The organism is Pseudomonas sp. ArH3a, assembly GCF_022648765.1.
GTDB lineage: Bacteria > Pseudomonadota > Gammaproteobacteria > Pseudomonadales > Pseudomonadaceae > Aquipseudomonas.
Map to the genome: position 1 here is coordinate 4,580,151 of NZ_CP080330.1, position 20,178 is coordinate 4,600,328.

General features: G+C 63.2%; 17 protein-coding genes and 1 pseudogene. 1 reads left to right on the forward strand and 17 read right to left on the reverse strand.

Translation table 11 applies throughout. From position 1 onward, the window contains the following. Positions 1 to 2: 2 nt before the first annotated feature. The 17 genes from K0P33_RS20745 to K0P33_RS20825 all read right to left on the reverse strand — a co-directional run bounded on the left by K0P33_RS20745 (position 3) and on the right by K0P33_RS20825 (position 19,640). Positions 3 to 2,396, reverse strand: coding sequence for a TonB-dependent receptor (locus K0P33_RS20745; RefSeq protein ID WP_242150999.1), 2,394 nt, complete (start codon positions 2,394 to 2,396; stop codon positions 3 to 5). 759 nt (positions 2,397 to 3,155) lie between these two features. Then, a complete protein-coding gene (gene gspD / locus K0P33_RS20750) occupies positions 3,156 to 5,279 on the reverse strand; it encodes a type II secretion system secretin GspD (RefSeq protein WP_242151002.1) in 2,124 nt (707 codons plus the stop codon). A gap of 5 nt (positions 5,280 to 5,284) precedes the next feature. Next, the gene (locus K0P33_RS20755) at positions 5,285 to 5,803 is read right to left on the reverse strand and encodes a general secretion pathway protein GspN (protein WP_242151004.1); all 519 of its coding nucleotides are present in this window, start codon (positions 5,801 to 5,803) and stop codon (positions 5,285 to 5,287) included. Further along, positions 5,800 to 6,399: a type II secretion system protein GspM gene (gspM, locus tag K0P33_RS20760; RefSeq protein WP_242151007.1), complete on the reverse strand. Its 600-nt coding sequence runs from the start codon at positions 6,397 to 6,399 to the stop codon at positions 5,800 to 5,802. The genes K0P33_RS20755 and gspM overlap by 4 nt, the downstream gene beginning before the upstream one ends. Further along, entirely contained in the window at positions 6,374 to 7,366 is a 993-nt protein-coding gene (locus tag K0P33_RS20765) for a type II secretion system protein GspL (protein ID WP_242151010.1), read from the reverse strand. Before K0P33_RS20765 ends, gspM begins: the two co-directional genes overlap by 26 nt. Then, entirely contained in the window at positions 7,363 to 8,064 is a 702-nt protein-coding gene (locus K0P33_RS20770; protein ID WP_242151013.1) for a general secretion pathway protein GspK, read from the reverse strand. The genes K0P33_RS20765 and K0P33_RS20770 overlap by 4 nt, the downstream gene beginning before the upstream one ends. Continuing rightward, entirely contained in the window at positions 8,061 to 8,669 is a 609-nt protein-coding gene (locus K0P33_RS20775; RefSeq protein WP_242151015.1) for a prepilin-type N-terminal cleavage/methylation domain-containing protein, read from the reverse strand. Before K0P33_RS20775 ends, K0P33_RS20770 begins: the two co-directional genes overlap by 4 nt. After that, on the reverse strand, positions 8,666 to 8,998 hold the full coding sequence (locus K0P33_RS20780; protein WP_242151018.1) for a prepilin-type N-terminal cleavage/methylation domain-containing protein: 333 nt from the start codon (positions 8,996 to 8,998) through the stop codon (positions 8,666 to 8,668). Before K0P33_RS20780 ends, K0P33_RS20775 begins: the two co-directional genes overlap by 4 nt. Further along, positions 8,995 to 9,420 carry a prepilin-type N-terminal cleavage/methylation domain-containing protein gene (locus K0P33_RS20785; protein WP_242156085.1) on the reverse strand — a complete coding sequence of 142 codons (426 nt, stop codon included), beginning with the start codon at positions 9,418 to 9,420 and terminating at the stop codon, positions 8,995 to 8,997. The genes K0P33_RS20780 and K0P33_RS20785 overlap by 4 nt, the downstream gene beginning before the upstream one ends. Positions 9,421 to 9,427: 7 nt before the next feature. Further along, entirely contained in the window at positions 9,428 to 9,853 is a 426-nt protein-coding gene (gspG, locus tag K0P33_RS20790) for a type II secretion system major pseudopilin GspG (RefSeq protein WP_242151020.1), read from the reverse strand. Between the two features lie 20 nt (positions 9,854 to 9,873). Continuing rightward, on the reverse strand, positions 9,874 to 11,070 hold the full coding sequence (gene gspF, locus K0P33_RS20795; RefSeq protein WP_242151022.1) for a type II secretion system inner membrane protein GspF: 1,197 nt from the start codon (positions 11,068 to 11,070) through the stop codon (positions 9,874 to 9,876). Beyond that, positions 11,067 to 12,764 carry a type II secretion system ATPase GspE gene (gspE, locus tag K0P33_RS20800; RefSeq protein WP_242151025.1) on the reverse strand — a complete coding sequence of 566 codons (1,698 nt, stop codon included), beginning with the start codon at positions 12,762 to 12,764 and terminating at the stop codon, positions 11,067 to 11,069. The genes gspF and gspE overlap by 4 nt, the downstream gene beginning before the upstream one ends. A gap of 468 nt (positions 12,765 to 13,232) precedes the next feature. Then, a complete protein-coding gene (gene fecE / locus K0P33_RS20805) occupies positions 13,233 to 14,024 on the reverse strand; it encodes a Fe(3+) dicitrate ABC transporter ATP-binding protein FecE (RefSeq protein WP_242151028.1) in 792 nt (263 codons plus the stop codon). A 4-nt stretch (positions 14,025 to 14,028) separates the two neighbouring features. Continuing rightward, positions 14,029 to 14,997 (reverse strand): iron chelate uptake ABC transporter family permease subunit, encoded by a 969-nt coding sequence (locus K0P33_RS20810; protein WP_242151033.1) that lies wholly within the window; start codon positions 14,995 to 14,997, stop codon positions 14,029 to 14,031. Beyond that, a complete protein-coding gene (gene fecC / locus K0P33_RS20815) occupies positions 14,994 to 15,983 on the reverse strand; it encodes an iron-dicitrate ABC transporter permease FecC (RefSeq protein ID WP_242151036.1) in 990 nt (329 codons plus the stop codon). Before fecC ends, K0P33_RS20810 begins: the two co-directional genes overlap by 4 nt. A 2-nt stretch (positions 15,984 to 15,985) precedes the next feature. Next, positions 15,986 to 16,906 carry a Fe(3+) dicitrate ABC transporter substrate-binding protein FecB gene (locus K0P33_RS20820; protein ID WP_242151039.1) on the reverse strand — a complete coding sequence of 307 codons (921 nt, stop codon included), beginning with the start codon at positions 16,904 to 16,906 and terminating at the stop codon, positions 15,986 to 15,988. A 328-nt stretch (positions 16,907 to 17,234) separates the two neighbouring features. Then, positions 17,235 to 19,640 (reverse strand): TonB-dependent receptor, encoded by a 2,406-nt coding sequence (locus tag K0P33_RS20825; protein WP_242151044.1) that lies wholly within the window; start codon positions 19,638 to 19,640, stop codon positions 17,235 to 17,237. Between the two features lie 95 nt (positions 19,641 to 19,735). On the opposite strand from K0P33_RS20825, the pseudogene K0P33_RS20830 reads away from it, so the two are divergent. Then, a pseudogene (locus K0P33_RS20830) lies at positions 19,736 to 20,002 on the forward strand (transposase); the annotation flags it as partial. Between the last annotated feature and the right edge of the window lie 176 nt (positions 20,003 to 20,178).

A 20,178-nucleotide genomic window follows, 5' to 3' on the forward strand; every position in this document is an offset into this window, starting at 1 on the left:
CCTTAGAAGGCGTAAGTCAGCCGGGTGTAGTAGTACCCGCCGGTAAAACCGTAGGGCGAATACGTGCCGTAGCTGGCGAGCATGGTGCGGCTCGGCACGCCTTGTTTCTTGGGGTAAACGTCGAACAGGTTCTTGGCGCCGACGGCGATGTTCAGGTCTTTGGTGAGGTTGTAGCCAAGGTCGAGGTCGGTGATCCACTTGGCGCTGTAGACGCGGTCCAGGCTACGGTCGGCGGAGACGTTGACCTCTTTGTACGAGCCGTAGCGGGTCAAGGCCAGGTTGAGGTTGAAGCGGTCGATGCTCCAGTCGCCGCCCAGGATCAGCTTGGTCTTGGGCTGCACATCGGTGATCAGGCCCCGGGCCTGACGGTCCATCAAATCGTAGGACGTACCGAGGATGTCGGTGGATGCCTTGTAGTTGAGGATCTTGGTCTGGTTCCAGTTGAACGCTGCCGTCCATTTCAACGCGCCGTACTGGCCGATGTCCTGGTTGTAGTTGCTGACCAGGTCCACGCCTTTGGTGCGGGTGTCGGCGCCGTTGATGAAGTACTGGCCGCCAGAGGTGGAGTTGATACCGTTGCTCTGCAGGACCTGGGTGACTTGCGGGCCGAGCAAGGTGCCGGTCAGGGTGATGCGGTCACGCAGGTTGATCACGTAGGCGTCGGCGGTGAAGTTCAAACGGTCGGTGGGCGTCAGGGTGAAACCGAGGCTGAAGTTGGTCGAGCGCTCGGGTTTCAACTCTTGTGCGCCAAGGGCTTTGGCCGCCGCCGAACCCACTGGCAGCACGCCGTAGTTGATCGACTGATACACGCCGTCAACCACGCCATAGGTCGTCGAGCGCGCGCTGAACAGGCTGTTGGCCAGGGACGGCGCACGGAAGCCATTACTGACCGTGGCGCGCACGGCGAACTGCGGAGTGAAATCGTAGCGCGTGGTCAGCTTACCGCTGCGGGTCGCGCCGACGCCTTCGTTGTAATGCTCATAGCGAAACGCGGTGCCGACGTACCAGTCCGGCAAGGGGTTGAAGCCTACATCGACATAGCTGGCGAGGCTGTTGCGCGAGGCGCTGCTTTCTTCATCGGGTGAAATGCCGTTGGTGACCTGGGCCCCGGACGACGCGCAATTGCCCGGCGCCACGCAGTAGCCGCCGTTGGCATAGGACGCGTAGTCACCGGCCTGCACCTCATAAGTGTCGCGCCGATGCTCGAAGCCGTAGGACAGGTCCAGCGGCTTCTGCAGGCCGACATCGAAGCCGCGCTTGAAGTCGAGGTTGGTGGTCAGTTCGGTGGAAATCCAGGTGCCGGAGGTGAAGCTGTTCGGCGTGTACTCGCCCAGCGACGGGTTCTGGTTGTGGGTGGTGCCCTGCTCCGCTTCGTTGCGCCCGTAGGTGGTGGACAGGTCCCAGTCCCACGCGCCGACGGTGCCTTTGCCGCCGAACGCGGCCTGGAAATCGTCCTCGTCGATGTACCAGGTCGGCGTGTACCCGGCCGGGTAGCCATTCGGCCCGGTGGTGATGGTGTTGGTGATGGTCGGCAAGCGGAAATTCTGCCCCTGCTCGGCCTTGCGCCGCGAGTAGGTGGTGAAGGAATACAGGCTCAAGCTGTCATCAATCGGCAGCTCGGCGTTGTAGCCCAGGGTCAGCAGGTTGGTCTTGGGCGTGCCGTAGCCGCCATAGGTGGATTTGCCTGCCAGGCCGTAGGCTTGTTCATAGGTGTAGCCGTTGGCGCTGGCCTTGTTGTCGTCGTTCTGGCTGCGCGCATCCAGGGCCAACTGCACAATGCCGCCGTTGCCGATTTCAAAACCCTTGTTGAGACTTTGCTGCACGGTCTGCTTCTTGCCGTCGTAGCCTTGGCCGACGTTGGTCACCGAGGTGCCGCTGGTGTCGGCCTTGAGGATCACGTTAATCACCCCAGCGATGGCATCCGAGCCGTATTGAGCGGCGGCGCCGTCGCGCAGTACTTCTACATGGTCGATGGCGCTGATCGGGATCAAGTCGAGGTCAGCGGGGGCCGCGCCGGTGTTGATGCCGTTGATGTTCAAGGTGGCGCTGGTGTGGCGGCGCTTGCCGTTGACCAGCACCAGCACTTCGGCGGCACTCAGGCCACGCAGGTTGGGAGCACGGGCAATGCCGCTGGCGTCCCAACCGGTTTTTTCCGGCAGGGTCAGCGACGGGATCACCGCGCTCAGGGCTTCCATCAAACCGGGCTTGCCGGTGCTTTGCAGTTGCTTGGCGCTGACCACATCGATTGGCACCGGGCTGCTGGTGACGGTGCGCTGCTCGGCGCCCCGGTTGCCGGTGACCACCACGGTGGACAGGGTGCTGTCGTCCTGAGCCTGGGCCGTGCTTGCCAGCAGGGCCAGCGCCAGTGCGGTGGTGGGGTGTAAAACGTGTTTCATGGCCACTCCATACTTTCCAGATCGCGAAGTCGGGCAGTCGCGCGATCGTGCGCGGTGCTCGGTTTTTTCCAGGGTGTGTCGGCGATTGGAAACTAGGTGTGGGGCAAGCGAGAGGTTTGAATTGGCAACATACGTTGAACTCCTTCCAACGATTCTGCCGCGGGGTCATTGCCCGGTTATGGCGCGCAGAATCTGAATCACGCTGGGTACCATCCGAGGTCAGGGGTAGGCTGTTGCGATCAAACATAACGGAATGGATTTTAAAAATATAATGCTATTTGGGCATAAGCTAATATTCTCTACTTTCATTATTTATTAATATTTTTATTCAAATAAATAATGTCTTGATCGTTCCCACGCTCTGCGTGGGGGTGCCTCCTGTGACGCTGCGCGTCACCCTTGCGCACCACTTAAACCGTGCGCCAAAAGCAGGATGCGGAGCGTCCAGGGCGGCGTTCCCACGCAGAGCGTGGGAACGATCGTCACACCTGATCGACCCATTCGGCAGGAACAGCCTGTTCCAATATCACTCTAGTCATGACACTGGTCGGTGCTTTTTTCTCAAACCGCGCTAGAACTTCTGCCCACATCGCTTTCGTCACCTTGACTGGAGTTTTGGGGCATTTTATCAAAGACCTTGAAAGGGCTGGCTGCAAGAGCGGAACCATAGGCCGCCGTTACCGCAGCAACGGATATGTACTCGAGCTACCGCCATCGCAGGCAAGCCAGCGCCCACATTTTCTACCGCGTTCCTTCACTTCATTTTGCCGGCCGCAGCAGCTGCATCTGCTGCCGATAATCATCCGTCACCTGCCGCGCCTGGCTGCTGCTGGTAATCACCCTGGGCGTAATCAACACAATCAACTCCGTCCGATCCTTGGACTTGCTGGTATTACCAAACAACCACCGCAACCCAGGAATCTTGCCCAAATACGGCACGGCGCTGACACTTTCAGCGTTGTCCTGCTTGATCAACCCCCCCAACAACACCGTCTGCCCACTCTGCACCGCCACCTGCGTCGACACCGACCGCGTCGAAATACGCGGATTCACCGGCGTATCACTCGTACCACTCTGACTCTCAGCATCACTGACCTGCTGCTGAATATCCATATACACCAACCCCCCCGGATTGATGCGCGGCACCACATCCAGAATCACCCCAGTCTGCACATACTCAACACTGCTCAACGTGGAATCGGCGTTGCCGGTATTCACCGTGGTCTGGCTGATGGGAATGTTATCCCCCACCTGAATCTGCGCCGGCTGGTTATTCATCACCACCAACGACGGCGCCGACAGCACCTGCGTACGCCCATTAGTCTCCAACGCATGCAACGCCACCTGCAAATTGGCACTGACAAACGAATAGAACAACGAATCCGACGCCCCCAACCCCGCCCCGCCACCGCCCAACGCGCCTTGGCTGCCGGACGCATTCGCCACCGTCTTACTCGAGGAATTCCCCGCCAGCCGCCCCAAATACCACTGCACCCCAAGGTCCAGCTCCCCGGTCAACTTGACCTCAAGAATGCGCGTCTCGATCTGCACCTGAAGGGGCGGATTATCGAGACGTTTGATCGCCGCCTCGATCTCTTTCCATTGCGCCGCACGCGTGCGCACCAGCAGTTGGTTACTGCTTTTCTGCGCAGTAATACGCGTACCGGCCTCAAGGCTTTTATCCGGCGCAGGCTCGGCGACTTCAGGCGTTTGCTCAGGTTCTGAGGCAGGCGCCGGCGTGTTCTGCATACCAGCAGCGTTACTGTTGAGCGATGACAAGGTGGTGGTGCGCAACCCCGGCGCAACCTTGGCCGGGGTGTCGTCCTTGATCGCGTCATTGCCGTAGATCTGCCGCAGGTACTTGGCCAGGTCCGAGGCCTTCATGTTGCGTACGTCGTACACATACATCTGCGGTTCATTACCGCCGCCTTCGTCGATGGTGCGGATCCAGTCACCCACCTCGCTGAGGTACTGCGGCTGCGAAGAAATCGCCACCACCGAGTTGGTCCGTTCGATGGGCAGAAAGCGCAACATCCCCGCCAACGGCATGCCGCTGTCCGGGCCAAACATGGCTTGCAGCTCGGGCATCAACTCGGCCACCGACGCGCGTTGCAGGCCGAACACCCCCACGGACATGCCCTTGAGCCAGTCCACATCAAAGGTGTCGATGGTCTCCTGATAGTTAGCCAGCTCCTCTGGGGTGCCAGCCAAGCTGAGGAGATTGCGCGCCGGGTCCACCAGCAAAAAGGCATTCTCGCGGGCGAACGGCTTGAGCAGTTTTTGCATTTCGGTGGCGGAGATATACCGCAGTGGGAACAAGCGCGCAGAGAGGCCGCTGGACGGCGCAGCCACATGCATCTGCGGCACCAGCTTGCCCGCCACAGCCTGGTCGGCGGGCAGGATCACGTAGCGCTGGCCCTGGCGGATCATCGCGTTGTCGGTCCAGGACAACAGGGTTTCCAGAATCGACAGCGCCTGCTGCTTATCCACCGGTTTGGAGGTGGAAAAGCTGACGTTGCCTTTCACGCCCTGGGCGATGCTGTAGTTCTCGTGCAGCAGGTCGCCCATCACGCTGTTGATCACCGCTTCGATTGGCTGGTCGGCGAAGTTGAACACGATGTCGCCGCCCTGCTCCTTCGCGCTCGGTGTTGCGCCGGGCGGGCGCACGAACTGCTGGTTGCCACGGATCACCTGGCGCTGCGGCGCTGACTTGACCGCAGGCTGGGGGCTTTCGGGCGCAGGTGCCTCACTCGGCGGGCGTTGCGAACCGGTGCCCTGCATGGCTTCGCGCAGCAGATCTTCGTCCGGGTCGAGGCGGTCGGGCAAGGCGCCACAGCCGCCCAGTGCAAGGGCGGTGGCCAGGCAAAATGTTGAGGTGCGCATGTCGATCAAGGGAAGGGCTCGCGGGGAAGAGTAATCGGGGGCCGGGTGGACGGCGGTGGCAGGCGCTTGGCGTAGAGGTTCAAGGTGTGTGTGCGGCCATCCAGGGCAAAACGGGCGTATTGCGGCGTCAGGTGTTCCAGGCGCCAGCCGTTGGGCAGCGTCTGGCCCAGGCGCACCGTCAGCGGGCGGCCATCGGCCTGTTTGAGCATCGCCATTTGCAGGTTGTCGGTGATCATGATGCCGCTGAGGGTCAGGTTGGCCAGGCTCGAAACCCGCGCCTTGCCGACCACGCTATCGGGGCTGCGATCAGGGCTGAACAGCGGCGCCTGCCAGGTGGCGGCGAGGCTATCCAGCGCCACGTTCGGCGCCACTTGCACACTGGCCGAAGGATGCGCGCGGGCGGCCGGTTCGGGCAGCCACTGCGGTTCATCACCGATGCTGCTGAGGATGACCGCCATCAACACGCCGAGTAACCCGGCCAGGCCGAGCAGGCCCCATTCCAAGGGGCGCAACGCGCCGATCATCGCGCCACCTGCGGTTGCAGATAGCCGCGCACCAGCAGGTGCACCAGCAGTTTTCCCGCACCACCCGAGGCCGGCGCCTGCTGGCCACGGCGGATGCGCAGTTCGTCCACAAACAGAAACGGCGGCTGGTACTCCAGCTCATGCAGCACCGCTTCCAGCGGCTCAATCGCGCAGTTGAGCGTGAGGCTGACCTTGACCTGGCGATACGGCTCGCCTTCATCCTGCTCCGGGGTGATCGGCTTACGTTGGGTCAGGCTGCAGCCGCCACCGAGCGTGGCGTGGCTGTTGATCAGGTCGGCGAGGCGCTGCATCAGGTCGGCGGCCACCACGTCGGGGTCATCCCCCGGCAACAAGCTGGTGCTACTGGCCGGGTCCTGGCGGGCCTGTTGCAGTTGCTGGCGCAGCGCATCGCCTTGGCGAACCACGCCGGCGTAGCGTTGCTGCTGCTCGCGCAATTGCTCGGCCTGTTCGCCCATGTCACGCAGGGGCCCGGCGAACCAGCTGTCGATCAACAGCCAGTAGGCCGCGCCAACGACCACGGCCAGCAACAGTAAGGCCGCGCCGCGACGTTCACGGGGTGTGAGGGGTCGGCGCATCGGCGGCCTCCTGGCGTAGGTGGGCACGCAAGGCGAACTGGTCTTTGCCGGTGCGCGCGTCGGGTTGAATCACCCCTTCGAACTGGGCGTTTTCCAGGCTGTGGCAGCCCTTGATGCGGGTGATCAGCGCGCTGGCCTTGGCACTTTGCCCGGAGAAGGAAATCTCGCCGTCCTTGACGTCCAACTGGTCGAGCCAGGTGTCGGCGGGCAGGCAGGTGGTGAGGTCATTGAGCAACGCGGCCAAGGGCGGCTGCGCCAGTTTGCGCCGGGTCAGGTATTGCGCCGCGCCGCGGGTGTTGAGCAGTTGTTGGCGCAAGGCGTGCACCTCGGCGACCTGGGCTTTTTGCTGCTGTACGCTGGCGTGCATGGCGTCGAGCACGCGCTGGCGGTCGTTGAGCCACAGCAGCATCGCCGCGATCAACAAGGCACCGCACAGCCACGGCAGGCTGCGTTGCAGGCCTTTGCCGGTGGGCCGTTGGCGCGGGCGCAGCGGCGCCGGGAGCAAGTCGATGCCCAGGTGGTTCACATCCACCCGATGAGGGTGCACGCCGAGGGCGGCGCAGTCGCTGAGGATCTGGTCCAGTTGTTCGCGCAGGATCGCCACCAGCGTGACCTGCAGATGCGTGGCGGTGCGTTGCTCCTGGCGCGCGACGAAGTACAGCTGGTCAGCCTCGAAGGGGGTGTAGCGATCCAGCTCGTAACCGACCACGGCGGTCAGGTTGCGCGCAGCGGCCAGCGGCAGTTGCACGGTTTGCAACAGCACGGCGTCGGGCGCGAGCATCAGCACCTGGCGCGTGCTGCCGGGTACGGCAGGTTCGCTCAAGGGCCAGTGGTAGATCTGCTCTGGCGGCTCGTGCAGCGCCAGCCAATTCGGCACACAGGCGCGCAGTTCCGCGAGCCACAGGCGCCAGCCTTGTTGCAGCTGGCTGCCGCGCCAGTGCCGGGCGATGGGTTCCAGTCGATTCATTCTTGCCAACGCAGCACCCGGTAGGGTTGCGCGCTGTCCTCCGAGGGGCTCAATAAAACGGTGATTTGCAGGCGTGCCTGATAGCCGCCGGGGCGCTGTGCGCGGCTGTCGACCATCAGCACAACACCTGGGTCAGCGCCTTCAGCGTTCTGGTGCGGCAGGTTCAGCGCCTTGCGCATCAGCGGGCTGGCGAAGGCCGGATCGGGGCGATCCAGGTCACTCCACAAGGTGATTTCCGGCAGCAATTGGCTGTACAGCGTTTGCGTCATGCCGGGCAGTTGGCGCACTTCTTCAAGCACCCGAAACGGCGGCAAGCCCTGCTTGCGGCGCGCCTCGAGGGCCTTGAGCAGTTGGCCGGCCTGGGCCTGGGTAGCGCCGCAGGCCAGGGCCAGGCGCATGAAGTCATCCGCCTCGGCGTTGATCAGGTACAGCTTGCCGCGCTCGCTGCGCAGGCTGACGTGCAACTGGGCGTCGTCGAAGGTCAGCGGGATGTCACGGCCGTCGGCGATCCAGTGCCGATCCGCCATGGCCAGGGCGATACCGGCCTCGGCAGCCAGCAGGGTCTGGGTGTGCTGGCGCAGCCACAGGGCCTGGCGGCTTTCCAGCTGCACCCAACCGGCCAGGCCGCCAAGCAACACACTGAGCAAGGCCAGCGCCCACAGCACCAGCAACAGCGCCGCGCCGCGTTGGCGCTTCATTCTTCGAGCGCTCCGCTGGAAAGGTTCAGGCGCAGGGCAATCACCTGGGTGACCCACGGCAGCGGGCCGTCGAGGCTGGCGGCGATGCGCACCGCTGCTGGCAATCGCCTGGGCCATGGCCATTCACTAATCCATCCTGTGGCTTGGCCCAGCGGCGATACGCCGCGATAACTGAACTGTAAACCCGCGACGTTTTTCAGCAGCACTTGCGGCTCACTGCGGGCGATGTTGGTGTGGGATTCCAGCTGAGAAAACGCCACCTGCAATTGCTGCTCGCGCTGTTGCAAGGTGAACCGCTGAATCCCGCCACCGAGTACACCCGGCAAAGTCGCCACGAACTGCAAGCGCTCGGGTGTACCAAGAAAAAAACCGTCCGTTTGGCTGTCGTCTTCGGTGACGTCCAACGGCAGCGCCTCGCTGATCGCCGTGCGCAAAAACTGCTGGGCGGCGCGCATCTCATCCAGGCTGGTGGTGTAGCGCTGGGCCTTGGCCACCGCGCGATTGGCGCCCAGCAATGCGCCGCCCACCAGCATCAGCAACACCGACAGCAAGCTCAATACCACGAGGATTTCCAGCAAGGTGAAGCCCTGCTCGCGGCGCTTCACAGGCGGGCCTTCAAGGTACTGAAACGAGCGTGGTGCGGCCCTTCGCTGACAATCAGGTCGAGGCGAAATACACGGGGCTGTTGGCGGGTGCTGGTCAGTTGCCAGCGGATGCCATCCAGATTGCCCTGGCTGACACCCTCGGCCAGCGGCCCCGCCGCCTCCTGATCGAACACAGTCAGCGCCGCGTGGGTGAGGCGGTCGCTATGGGCGACTTGCGCCAGCGAACGTGCGCTTTGGCCGAAAGCCACCAGCAACACCGTGCTGCCCACCGCCATCAGCGTCAGCGCGGCGAGCATTTCAAGCAAGGTGAAGCCCGTTTGGTATTTCATGGCAGCGCCTTGGACTGCACGCTGCCGGTCAGCCAACCAACGTCAATGCGCCAACGCCGAGTGCCATTGGCTAACAGCAGATGGCCGCCGGTGGAACTGCCGTCGGGGTAAAACTCGAAGGCGGAGCCGGCCTGTTCGGCGCTGTGCAAGGTCATGCTCAGCTCAGACGGCCAGCGTTGCAGCGCGCGGCCCGGCGCCTGGAACGTCATCTGTTGCAGATCAAACTCGGTGCGCGCCGCCGCGCCGCTGACCACCGCCAAGGCCCGCGTGGTGCGCAGCGCGTCGACCATCTGCCCGACCGCGCGGCGCTCTTTGGCCACCTGCAAACCCTGGCGCACACCCAGCCCCAACAACCCGGCGGCGAGGCCGATCAACAGGATCACCACCAGCATCTCCAGCAGGGTAAAGCCGCGCTGGGTCATGGCGAGGTTATTCCCAATTGCCCAGGTCGGCGCTGTAGCCATCGCCGCCCGGCTGGCCGTCCTGGCCGAAGAAGATCAGGTCGAAGGCGCCGTGCTCACCGGGGTAGCGATAGCCGAAGGCATGGCCGAACGGGTCCTTGAGTTCGGAAGGCTTGGCGTAGGGCCCGGCCCAGCTGGAAGCATTGGCGGGCTTGTCCACCAGCTGTTGCAGGCTGTTGGGCGGTGCGCCGACGTCCAGTGCATAGCTGTCGACTTTCATGCTCAAGCCGGCCAGTTGCGCCTTGCCCGCGCCGTACTTACCCTTGTCCACATTGCCGCCGACCTGGCGCACCACGATGGTTGCGACAATGCCCAGCAGCACGATCACCGCGAGCATTTCCAGCAAGGTAAAACCGCGTTGGCGGCGTGCTGATCTGGGCTGAAGGTGTCTCATCGGTATAGCTCCTTGAAGGTTCATATGTTGCTGGTCAGGCTCATCAGCGGCAGCATGATCGCCAGCATGATCACCGCCACCAGCACGGCCATGACCACGGTCAGGGACGGCACCAGCGCGGCCAGCAGGCGGTCGATGCCGCGCTTGGCCTCGACGTCGAACACCTCGGCAACCTTGAGCAACATGCTGTCCAGTTCACCGGCTTGTTCGCCGACTTCAATCATTTGCAGGGCCAGTTCCGGCAACAGCGGCTGAGCGCCGAACGCACTGGCGAGGGTGCCGCCGCCTTTTACCGATTCCGCCGCCTCCGCCACCTGGGCCTGCAGGGCGCGGTTGGTGCAAACTTGCCGGGCGATGACCAGCGCTTGCAGCAACGCCACGCCATTGCTGAGCAAGGTGCCGAGGGTGCGGGTCAGGCGGGCCGCTTCGACCCGTTGCAACAGCGGGCCGATCACGCGAACGCCGAGCAGGCGCCGGTCGTAGCGTTGCCGCCGCAGCGGATCGCGCAGGCGTGCCGCCACCAGCCAGCTGGCCGTGATGATCGCGGCCAGCAGCACCAAGCCATAGGCACCAAGAAACTGGCCAAGGGCGAGAATCACCTCGGTGATCAGCGGGATCGGCACGCCCAAATCCTGGAAAATCGGCACGAATTGCGGTACCACGTACGCCAGCAACAGCGCCAGCGAACCCAACACGCCGACCACCAGGAACGCCGGGTAGATCAGCGCATTGATCACTTCGCCGCGCAGCAACTGGCTGCGCTCCAGGTAGTCGCTGAGTTGGCGCAAGGTGCTTTCCAGCGCGCCACCGGCTTCACCGGCGCGCACCATGCTCAGGTACAGCGGCGAGAAGCTCTCGCCCTCCTCCTCCAGCGCGGCGGATAACGGCTTGCCCGCCTTGACGTGGTCGCGGATGCGCTCGATCAGCGCGCGCACCTGGGGTTGGCCGGGCTGCTTGAGCAGCAAGCTCAGCGAGCGCTCCAGCGGCTGACCAGCGCCCAGTAAGGTGGCCAGTTGTTGGGTAAAACTTACCAATGCGGCGCCCTTCAATTGCCCGCGCGTGTTGCGCAACCTCGGGCTGCCGGCCGCTTCGATGTGCAGCAGCAACAAGCCGCGCTTGTGCAGCACGGCGATGGCGGCAGCTTGGTCCTGGGCTTGCAGCGTGCCGCTCTGGGCCACGCCCTGGCTGTCCAACGCGCGAAACTTGAAGCGGCTCACGCGCCGTCTCCACGGGTCACGCGCAGCACTTCTTCCAATGAGGTAATGCCCGCCAGCGCCTGGCGCAAGCCTTCTTCATGCAAGGTGCGCAAACCGGCGCGGCGCGCGGCCTGCTCCAGGGTGGCGGCGTCGGCGTGACGCGTCAGCAGGCTGCGCAGTTCGTCGTTCATCACCAGCAGTTCGGTGATTGCGCTGCGGCCGTGGTAACTGCCTTGGTAGAGCAGGATCGGGCGTTGGTCGGTCAAGCGATCCAGGCCATGTTCCTCGATCAATTCCGGCGGTGCTGCAAACGCCACGCGGGTCGCCGGGTCCAGGCGCCGCACCAGGCGCTGGGCGAGAATGCCGCTGACCGTCGAGGCGATCAGGTAGCTTTCCACGCCCATGTCCAGCAGCCGCGTGATGCTCGCGGCGGCGCTGTTGGTGTGCAGGGTGGAGAGCACGAGGTGGCCGGTGAGCGAGGATTGGATGGCGATGCGGCAGGTTTCCAGGTCGCGGATTTCGCCGATCATGATCACGTCCGGATCCTGGCGCACGATGGCGCGCAGCGCGCCGGCGAAGTCCAGGCCGATGGCGGGTTTGACCTGGATCTGGTTGATGCCTTCGAGCTGGTATTCCACCGGGTCTTCGACGGTGATGATCTTGCGTTCGGCGGTGTTGAGCCGCGAAAGCGCGGTGTAGAGCGTGGTGGTTTTGCCGGAACCGGTGGGCCCGGTGACCAGCAGGATGCCGTGGGGGCGTTCGAGCAGGTCGAGAAACGCCGCCAGGCGCTGGCCGTCAAAGCCCAGGCTTTGGAAGTCGAACTGCACGGTTTGCCGGTCGAGTAGGCGCATCACCACCGACTCGCCAAAGCTGGTGGGCACCGTGGACACGCGCAAATCCAGTTCCTTGCCCTGGATGCGCAGCATGATCCGCCCGTCCTGGGGCAGGCGCCGTTCGGCGATGTCCAGGCGCGCCATGATCTTCACCCGCGAGATCACCGCCGCCGACGAACTGGCCGGCGGCGCCTCGGCGTCGTGCAGCACGCCGTCGATGCGGTAGCGCACCTTGAGCTGGTTTTCGAAGGGCTCGATATGGATATCCGACGCACGCTGTTCCACCGCGCGCTGCAGGATCAGGTTGACCAGGCGGATCACCGGCGCTTCGGAGGCCATGTCCTTGAGGTGTTCGATATCCTCCAGCGCGCCGCCCTGCTCATCGAGGTTTTCGATCAAGGTGCCCATGGCGGAGCGGCCCTGGCCGTAGTAGCGCTCGATCAGCGTGTCGACTTCAGTGCGCGGGCCGATGGCCAGCCACACCGGCACCTGGCAGGCGTAGGCCAGGGCCTGAAAGGGATAGAGTTGCGCCGGGTTGGCCGCCAATACGCGCAGACCACCGTGGGCCCAGCCCATGGGCACCACTTGGTAGTGGCGCATAAAACGTTCGGTGAGTACGGGCAACGGGTCGAGCAACGGCGGCGCGGCATCGGCCAGCAACAGCGGCGCACCCAGCAGGTCGGCCCAGGCGCGAGCCAGTTCGAGTTCCGAGACCAACCCCAGGCGCGTGAGCAACCCAACCAAGTCGCTGCCGTGCGTGGACAAACGCCGAGCACGCTCCAGGTCGACGGTTTTCAACCCAGCGTGCCGCATCAGCCACGCGCACACGTGGTCGGTGTGCGGGATCTGCAAATGGCAGGCATCGGTGGGTGTTGACGACATGATGTGGGGTGTCTAGTTGCGAGAAAGTATGGCTATTTGGAACTAGTGGCATTGCGAAAACAGTGCCATTAGTTCGCCACGCCGCAGTCGGAGTTAACTGGGTTAATCGACTGGAAGTTGCAAGTCTAGTTCCGGAAGGCGGGAAACAAACTGAAATGAATAGGCTGGGGCTGTCCTGGCTTTCCTGTACAACCCTTGATTTACAGGCCTCGCAGACGAGAACCGGGGCTGGCTAGTTGCAATTAGCCACTTCGCTAGTTATTCAGGCACTCTCACGCTCAATCAAACGACACGCCAACCTATTCAAGCGCTGAACTTCGCCCTCAACCGGAACAACATCAAAACTTGGCAACTGAGGTCAAAAAATGTGGGAGCGCGCTTGCTCACGAAGAAGGCATGTCAGTTCATGTATTCAGTGACTGATACACCGTGATCGCAGGCAAGCCAGCTCCCACATTTTGAATTGCGTCAGGCTTGAGGGCGGGTGCTCTTCTCCACCAGACACATCGGCGTGCCGGCCACCGGCTCCTGCATGATCTGCACTTGCACATCGAACACTTGGCGCATCAGTTCGGCGCTGATCACTTGGGCCGGCGCACCGTCGGCGACCAGCTTGCCAGCGTGCATCACCGCCAGGTGGTCGGCGTAGCGGCAGGCCTGGTTGATGTCGTGCAGCACGGTGATCACGGTTTTGCCTTCGGCGGCCAGTTCGCCCATCAGGTCGAGCAGTTCGACCTGATGGCTGATGTCGAGGTAGGTGGTGGGCTCGTCGAGTAACACCACCGGCGCGTTCTGCGCCAGCACCATGGCCAGCCAGGCGCGTTGGCGCTGGCCGCCGGACAAGTCGGCCAGGGCGCGGTCGGCCAGGGCGTCCAGTTCCAGGCGCTGCATGGCTTGGGTCACATGGGATTGATCGCTGCCGCTCAGGCGGCCCCACAGCGAGTTATGTGGGCTGCGGCCGTAAGCGACCAGTTGGCGCACACTGACACCTTCCGGCACCGGCAGCACTTGGGGCAAAAACGCGATCTGCTGTGCCAACTGGCGGGAGGTCAGGCTGGCGTAGGCTTGGCCGTCCAAGGTCAATTCGCCCTGGGTGGGCTTGAGGATGCGCGCGAAGGCCTTGAGCAACGTGGACTTGCCGCAACCGTTCGGCCCGATGAGTGCAGTAACGCGACCCGCTGGCGGTGCGAACGACAAACCCTGCACGATGCGCGTGGCGCCGTAGCCGATGTCGAGTTGATGTGCCTGTAGAATGCTCATGTCATCAGCCCTTGAACCGTGCCAGTAACCAAAGAAAATACGGCGCGCCAATCACCGCCGTGAGAACCCCCGCAGGGATTTCGCTGGGCGCGATCAACGTGCGCCCGAGGGTGTCGGCCAGCACCAGCAACAGCGCGCCGATCAGCATGGCGGCCGGCAGCAGGTACTGGTGATGCCCGCCCACCAGCCGCCGCGCCATGTGCGGCGCGACCAGGCCGATAAATCCAATCGGCCCGATCACCCCGACGCCCAGGCTGGTGAGCACCACCGCGCAGGCCATCGCCAACCAGCGTGTGCGAGTCAGTGCGGTGCCGAGGCTGTGGGCGGCTTCGTCGCCAAGGGCAATCAGGTTCAGCGGTTTGGCCAGGCACAGGCCCAGCGGGATCAGCAGCAGGAACGGCAGCACCAACGCGACATGGTGCCAGTTGCGGCTCCACAAACTGCCGGTCAGGGCGAGCAAGGCGGTGTTGATGTCCAGCGGATGGGACAGGATCAGGAACTCGGTGATGCTGGATAAAGTCACCGCAATCGCCACACCGGACAGCGCAAACCGTACCCCGGAAAAACTCACGCCGGTGTTGTACAGCGCCAGCAACAAGGCGCCACCGGCACCCCCCAGACACGCCACCAATGGCAGCCAGGCAATCGGCAGGTGCGGCCAGCTGATGATCGCCACGGTCAGCGCCAGCCCGGCGCCTTGGGTGACGCCGAGGATTTCCGGCGAGGCCAGTGGATTGCGAATCACACCCTGCACAATCGCCCCGGCCAGGCCGAATGCGCAACCGGCGAGGATGGCGATCAGGCTGCGCGGCAGGCGATGGTTCCAAACTTCGAAGTCGAGGGCGTTGTGGGCCAGCAGACGCTCCAGCACCGTTTGCGGCGTGAGCCATACGGTGCCGGCGCTGAGGCTGATAAAGGTCGCGACCAGCAACCCACCGAGCAGCAGCCACAGGCGTAATCGTGGCTGAGTCATAACGCGCGCCTGGCCAGAAAGAGGAAGAACGGCGCGCCGATCAGTGCGGTGACCACACCGGCGGGCGTTTCCACTGGAAAGGCCACGGCGCGGCTGAGCAAGTCGGCGCCCAGCACGATCACCCCGCCCAACGCCGCACTGAGTGGAATCAGCCAGCGGTAGTCATTGCCGAGAAATTGCCGAATGATATTCGGCGCGATCAGCCCGACGAAACCAATCGGGCCGACGGCGCAGACACTCGCACCCACCAGCAACAGGCTGGCGATAAACACCTGCAAGCGCAGGCTGCCAATGCCGACGCCCAACGAGCGTGCGGCGTCTTCGCCGAGGTTGATCAGGTTCAAGCGCGGCGCGCACCACTGCGCCCACAGGCCGCCGATTAGGGTGCAAGGCCAGAGCAATTGCACCTGGGCCGCGCCGACGTTGGCTAACGACCCAGCCAGCCAGTTCAGCACGCTTTGTGCCTGGGCCTCGACCAGAATCACCGTGAGCCGGGTCAACGCTGCGCACAATGCGGCGACAGCCACGCCGGCCAATACCAATCGACCTTGGGCGGTGGTCGGCGACCACGCACCGCCAAGGCTGAACACGGTGACCCAGGCTAATGCGCCGCCCAGGCAGGTCATCAACAACGCACCACCGGCAAAGGGTGGCGCGACCAACCCGGTCGAGAACAACGCCAACCCCAACGCCGCACCCGCCGTCACGCCAAACAGCGACGGCGAGGCCAGGCGGTTGCGGGTAATGCCCTGCATCAGCGCACCGGCCAGGCCCAGGCAGGCACCCACCAATGCCGCGCACACGGCCCGAGGCACCCGCAGTTGGGCGACGATATAGGCCATATTGCCGCCCACACTGCCCTGATGAACCAGGCCATTCCACGCATCTGCTGCGGTGATGGTGAACGGTGACCAGCTGTACAAAGACAGCCAGAACAGCAAGGCGCCCAGCAGCACAATGCTTGCCGCCGCGAGACTTCGCCCCATGCTTATTGGCTCAATACGGCTTTGCCGCCCTTGAGAATGGCCAAGGCATCTTCGGCGATTTGCTCAGACGCCAAGACACCGCGATTACGTGCCCAGCTGTCGCCATCGACTTCAGCGACGTGGTGATTGCGCACGGCACCGAGCACCTGCCACAGCGGCTGCTTGCTCCAGGTGTCGACAATGCTTGGGCGACGGTAGTGACCCACCAGCAACCAGCCCGGGTCCAGCGCGAGCAGTTGTTCCAGGCTGACAAATTCGGTGGGGGCGGCCTTGGCGCGTACCGACGGCACTTTCAGGCCGATAGCCTCCAGCACACTGCCGGCGTAGGAGTCCGGGCCGTGCACGGAAAAACTGTCCTCGCGCGCGACGCCGAACAGCACGCTGGCACCCGCGGGGATCTGTTTGGCGATTGCCTGCAAGTGCTCACGGTTCTGCGCGATGCGCGCCTCCATCTGCGGGCTTTTACCGAGCGCCTTGCCGATCAGCTCGGCGGATTTCAGGCTGCCCTGGTAGTCCTCGCCGCGCGATGGCAACAGCAACGTCGGCGCGATGCTCGACAGGTCGCTGTACAGCGCCTGGTGGCGATTGAGGTCGGCGACGATCAGGTCCGGCTTGAGCCGGGCGATTTCCTCGATGCTCGGTTGCGAGCGTAGGCCCACGGATTTCCACTGGCCGATGGCCTGGCGCACACGCGGCAATACGCGGTTGGCATCGCCATCGTCGGCGGCACCGACCGGGGTGACGTCAACGGCGGCGAGGCTGTCGAGGAAGGAAAACTCCAGCACCACCACGCGCTTGGGCGCATCCGGCAAGTGCACCGCGTGCTGGCCGTCATTGAGGTCGATGGGGGCAGCGCTTAACACGCTTGAAGAAAACGCCAGGAGGCAGGCGGCAAGGGTCGGGATGGAGCGCAGCATTCGCATGACAAGGACCTCGGCGTTGGAACATCCCAGCTAGACCGGCTGGGGAAAACGGCGGGTACTATTCCATATCGGGGCGATGCAATCAAAAAACATTCTTATTAACGCTTTTTCATTTACAGCCGCTGCGCACATTCTGTGGCGAGCGGGCTTGCCCGCGATGACGTCGGCCGAGCAAACATGGATGTTGACTGACCCACCGCTTTCGCGGGCAAGTCAAATCGTCGCACCGCCGCTCCCACAGGGGATCTGCGCTTAACTGAACGGCATTAGGGCAAGCCCGCTCGCCACGACAGCCTCGCTCGCCACAAGAAGCCTGCAGATTGCGCCGTTAAAAGTCGACGGTGGCCGAGAGCAGGTACGTACGCGGCGTCGACAGAGTCAAGCCCGGCTCACTGTCATCCGAGGCCCCGGCCGAGCTCCAGTAGCGTCTATCGGCGACGTTCTCGACATTCGCCCGCAAGGTGATGTGCTTGTCATCGACCTTGAAGGCGTAGCGCGCGCCCACGTCGATACGGTTCCAGGCATCGATTTGCTTGACGTTGGACTGGTCCAGGTACTGCGAGCTGGAGTAAATGCCGCGACTGGTCAGGGTCAAACCCTCGAGCGTCGGCACATCCCATTCAGCCCCCAGGTTGACGTTGTACTTGGGCGTGGCCGGTGCGCGGTTGCCGTCGTAGGTGCCGTTGGTGGTGTGGGTCAGTTCGCTGTCGATGTACATCACGCCACCGAGCAGGCGAAAGCCCTTGAGTGGCTCACCGAACACGCTGACTTCCACCCCGTCGTTCTGGCGCTTGCCATTGGGCCCGAACACCCGCGTGGTGGCGTTGGTTTCATAGGCGGGCTGCTTGATGCGGAACACGGCGGCGGTGAGGGCAAAGGCCCCGGCGTCATATTTGGCGCCCACTTCGACCTGGCGGCTGATAAACGGCGGGAAGATTTCATCTTCGTTGATCGACGTAGACGGTGCGATCTTGCCCTGGCTCAGGCCTTCCATGTAGTTGGCGTACAGCGACAACTTGTCGGTGGCTTTGAAGAGGATGCCGCCCGATGGCGAGATTTTTTCCTCGTCATAGGCAGTGTCGCCTTTGACGTTGTCGCTCCAGTCGTCCACTTTCACCCGCTGCCAGCGCGCGCCAAGGGTCAGCAGCAGGCGGTCGTCGAAGAAGCCCAGGGTGTCGGAGAGTGCCACGCCGCTGAACTTATTCTCGGTGTAGACCTTGGCGTCGAAACGTGTGGGCCGCGACGGCGTGGGGGTTTGCACCGGGTTGTAGAGGTTGCTCGGCGCTGACGCATAGCGCGCACCGCCGTTTTCAAAGTCCATATAAAAATAGCTGGCAGCCAAGTTTAACTCATGGCTGACGGGCCCCGTGTGGAACCAGCTGCGCACACCCGCCGTGGCGGTCCGCACGTTTTCGTCGCGGGTGAAATCACGCGGCTGCACGCTGAACCCCCCGGCATTATTGGTGACGGATACCGCGTGGCGCAGGAAGTCGTGATTACTTTTACGCGCGCCCACGCCGCCGTAGAGCATCACGCTGTCACTGAGGTCGAACTCGCCGTTAACAGTGCCAAACGTGTCATTGGTGCTGGCCTTGCTCCAGGATTGCGCGTAATTGCGGCGCACGTCGTTAGCACTCGGCACCCTGGCATTCGGCCCGACCTGCACGCGCTCCTGCGGGGCGTCGGTGTCGCGTTCGGTGTGGCCGATGTCGGTGGAAAGGCGCAGGCGTTCGCCACGAAAATCCAGGCCTAACACGGCCATCTCACGGTCGACGCTCTGGTGATCCCATTCGGTATCGCCGGACTGCTTCACGCCATTGAAACGGATGCCGAATTTATTGTCCTCGCCAAAACGCCGGCCCACATCCACCGCGCCGCCCGCCTGGCTGCCGGAGGCCCAGGTGCCGGTGAACGAGTTGATGTCTCTGTCGGTGGCGCGCTTGGGCACCACGTTGATCCCACCGCCCACACTGCCGCGCGGTGAGATGCCATTGATCAACTGGCTGGGGCCTTTGAGAATGTCGACGCGCTCGGCCATTTCCATGTCGATGGTGTACGTCGGCAATACGCCGTAGAGGCCGTTGTAGGCCACATCACTGTTGAACAGGCTGAAGCCGCGAATGGTGAACTGCTCATAACGCCCACCGGCCGGGTTGGTGGCGCGCACCGATGGGTCGCTGGCGATCAGGTCGCCGAGGGTGCGCGCCTGCTGGTTCTTCACCGCCTCCTCGGTGTAAGTGGTCATGCTGAACGGCGTTTCCATGAAATCCCGCGAACCGAGCAGGCCTTGCGAGCCACGGCGTGCCACTTGGCCGCCCGCGTAGGTATCGCCGCCCTCAAGCCCGGTGGTGGCGACGATCGACGTTGGCGCCAATTGCAGGCTACTGTCCTCCGGCACTGGCACCAGCATGTAGGCCTGATCACCCATCGGTTGCAGCTGCAGGCCGGAGCCTTGCAGCAAACGCGCAAAGCCCTCCTCCACGCCGTATTCGCCAACCAAGCCACTGCTGCTGCGACCGCTGACCAGCGCTGGGTCCACCGACAGATTGACACCCGAAAGCCCGGCAAAACGGGTCAACGCCGAGCTGAGACTGCCCGCCGGAACCTGGTAGCTGCGGCGAGCGGCGCTGTCTTCGGCATAGCTGAGGGGGATGAACAACGGGCTGGCGCTGAGGCTTAGCATCAGGCTCAGGTTCAGCAGCGGGCGCAGGCGCAAGGGTGAGACGGCGGGCATTGGCGGAAGCTCTCGATTTAATTCTCTTACCTGGAATGACAGGCGAGGTGAAAAAAAGGGACAGCCTTCGATAGTTTTTCTACCGGTGGTGAAGTATCGAGCTAAGGGCGCTGGTGCTCTCGCAAGTCGAGACAATGAGCAAGAAGATCAACCGCGATCAAACGGTCATTGAGAAACTGACTCACGAGATCACCCAACTCAAGCGATTGAAGTTTGCCAAGCGTAGCGAGCAGATGAATCCTGAGCAGGCCAGCCTGCTAGATGACCTGATTGATACCGATATCGCGGCGGTTGAAGCAGAGCTTCAGGCGTTGCAAACCGTGCCAACGACGACTGAGAAAAAGCAAAAGCCCAAGCGCACGAGGCCGATACGTTAAGCACGCTTCAGGCTGAACTGGACGCGACGAAGATGGCACGGAAAAAAGTAGAGGTTCATTGAGGTCGTTTCGGTCAAGCCTGCGAAGTAGAGATAAATATCTTGCGCGATCGGGCCACTGATCAGCGGCCGCAAGGGTATCGATCAACTGGCCTTGAATTG

Bases quoted from the DNA above. Each gene is read 5' to 3' on its own strand.
- K0P33_RS20770 (WP_242151013.1), bottom strand. From the start codon at position 8,064: ATGAAGCGCCAACGCGGCGCGGCGCTGTTGCTGGTGCTGTGGGCGCTG.
- gspE (WP_242151025.1), bottom strand. From the start codon at position 12,764: ATGTCGTCAACACCCACCGATGCCTGCCATTTGCAGATCCCGCACACC.
- fecC (WP_242151036.1), bottom strand. From the start codon at position 15,983: ATGGGGCGAAGTCTCGCGGCGGCAAGCATTGTGCTGCTGGGCGCCTTG.
- gspD (WP_242151002.1), bottom strand. From the start codon at position 5,279: ATGCGCACCTCAACATTTTGCCTGGCCACCGCCCTTGCACTGGGCGGC.
- K0P33_RS20780 (WP_242151018.1), bottom strand. From the start codon at position 8,998: ATGAAATACCAAACGGGCTTCACCTTGCTTGAAATGCTCGCCGCGCTG.
- K0P33_RS20785 (WP_242156085.1), bottom strand. From the start codon at position 9,420: ATGACCCAGCGCGGCTTTACCCTGCTGGAGATGCTGGTGGTGATCCTG.
- K0P33_RS20765 (WP_242151010.1), bottom strand. From the start codon at position 7,366: ATGAATCGACTGGAACCCATCGCCCGGCACTGGCGCGGCAGCCAGCTG.
- K0P33_RS20825 (WP_242151044.1), bottom strand. From the start codon at position 19,640: ATGCCCGCCGTCTCACCCTTGCGCCTGCGCCCGCTGCTGAACCTGAGC.
- gspG (WP_242151020.1), bottom strand. From the start codon at position 9,853: ATGAGACACCTTCAGCCCAGATCAGCACGCCGCCAACGCGGTTTTACC.
- K0P33_RS20810 (WP_242151033.1), bottom strand. From the start codon at position 14,997: ATGACTCAGCCACGATTACGCCTGTGGCTGCTGCTCGGTGGGTTGCTG.
- K0P33_RS20755 (WP_242151004.1), bottom strand. From the start codon at position 5,803: ATGATCGGCGCGTTGCGCCCCTTGGAATGGGGCCTGCTCGGCCTGGCC.
- K0P33_RS20745 (WP_242150999.1), bottom strand. From the start codon at position 2,396: ATGAAACACGTTTTACACCCCACCACCGCACTGGCGCTGGCCCTGCTG.
- K0P33_RS20820 (WP_242151039.1), bottom strand. From the start codon at position 16,906: ATGCGAATGCTGCGCTCCATCCCGACCCTTGCCGCCTGCCTCCTGGCG.
- gspM (WP_242151007.1), bottom strand. From the start codon at position 6,399: ATGCGCCGACCCCTCACACCCCGTGAACGTCGCGGCGCGGCCTTACTG.
- fecE (WP_242151028.1), bottom strand. From the start codon at position 14,024: ATGAGCATTCTACAGGCACATCAACTCGACATCGGCTACGGCGCCACG.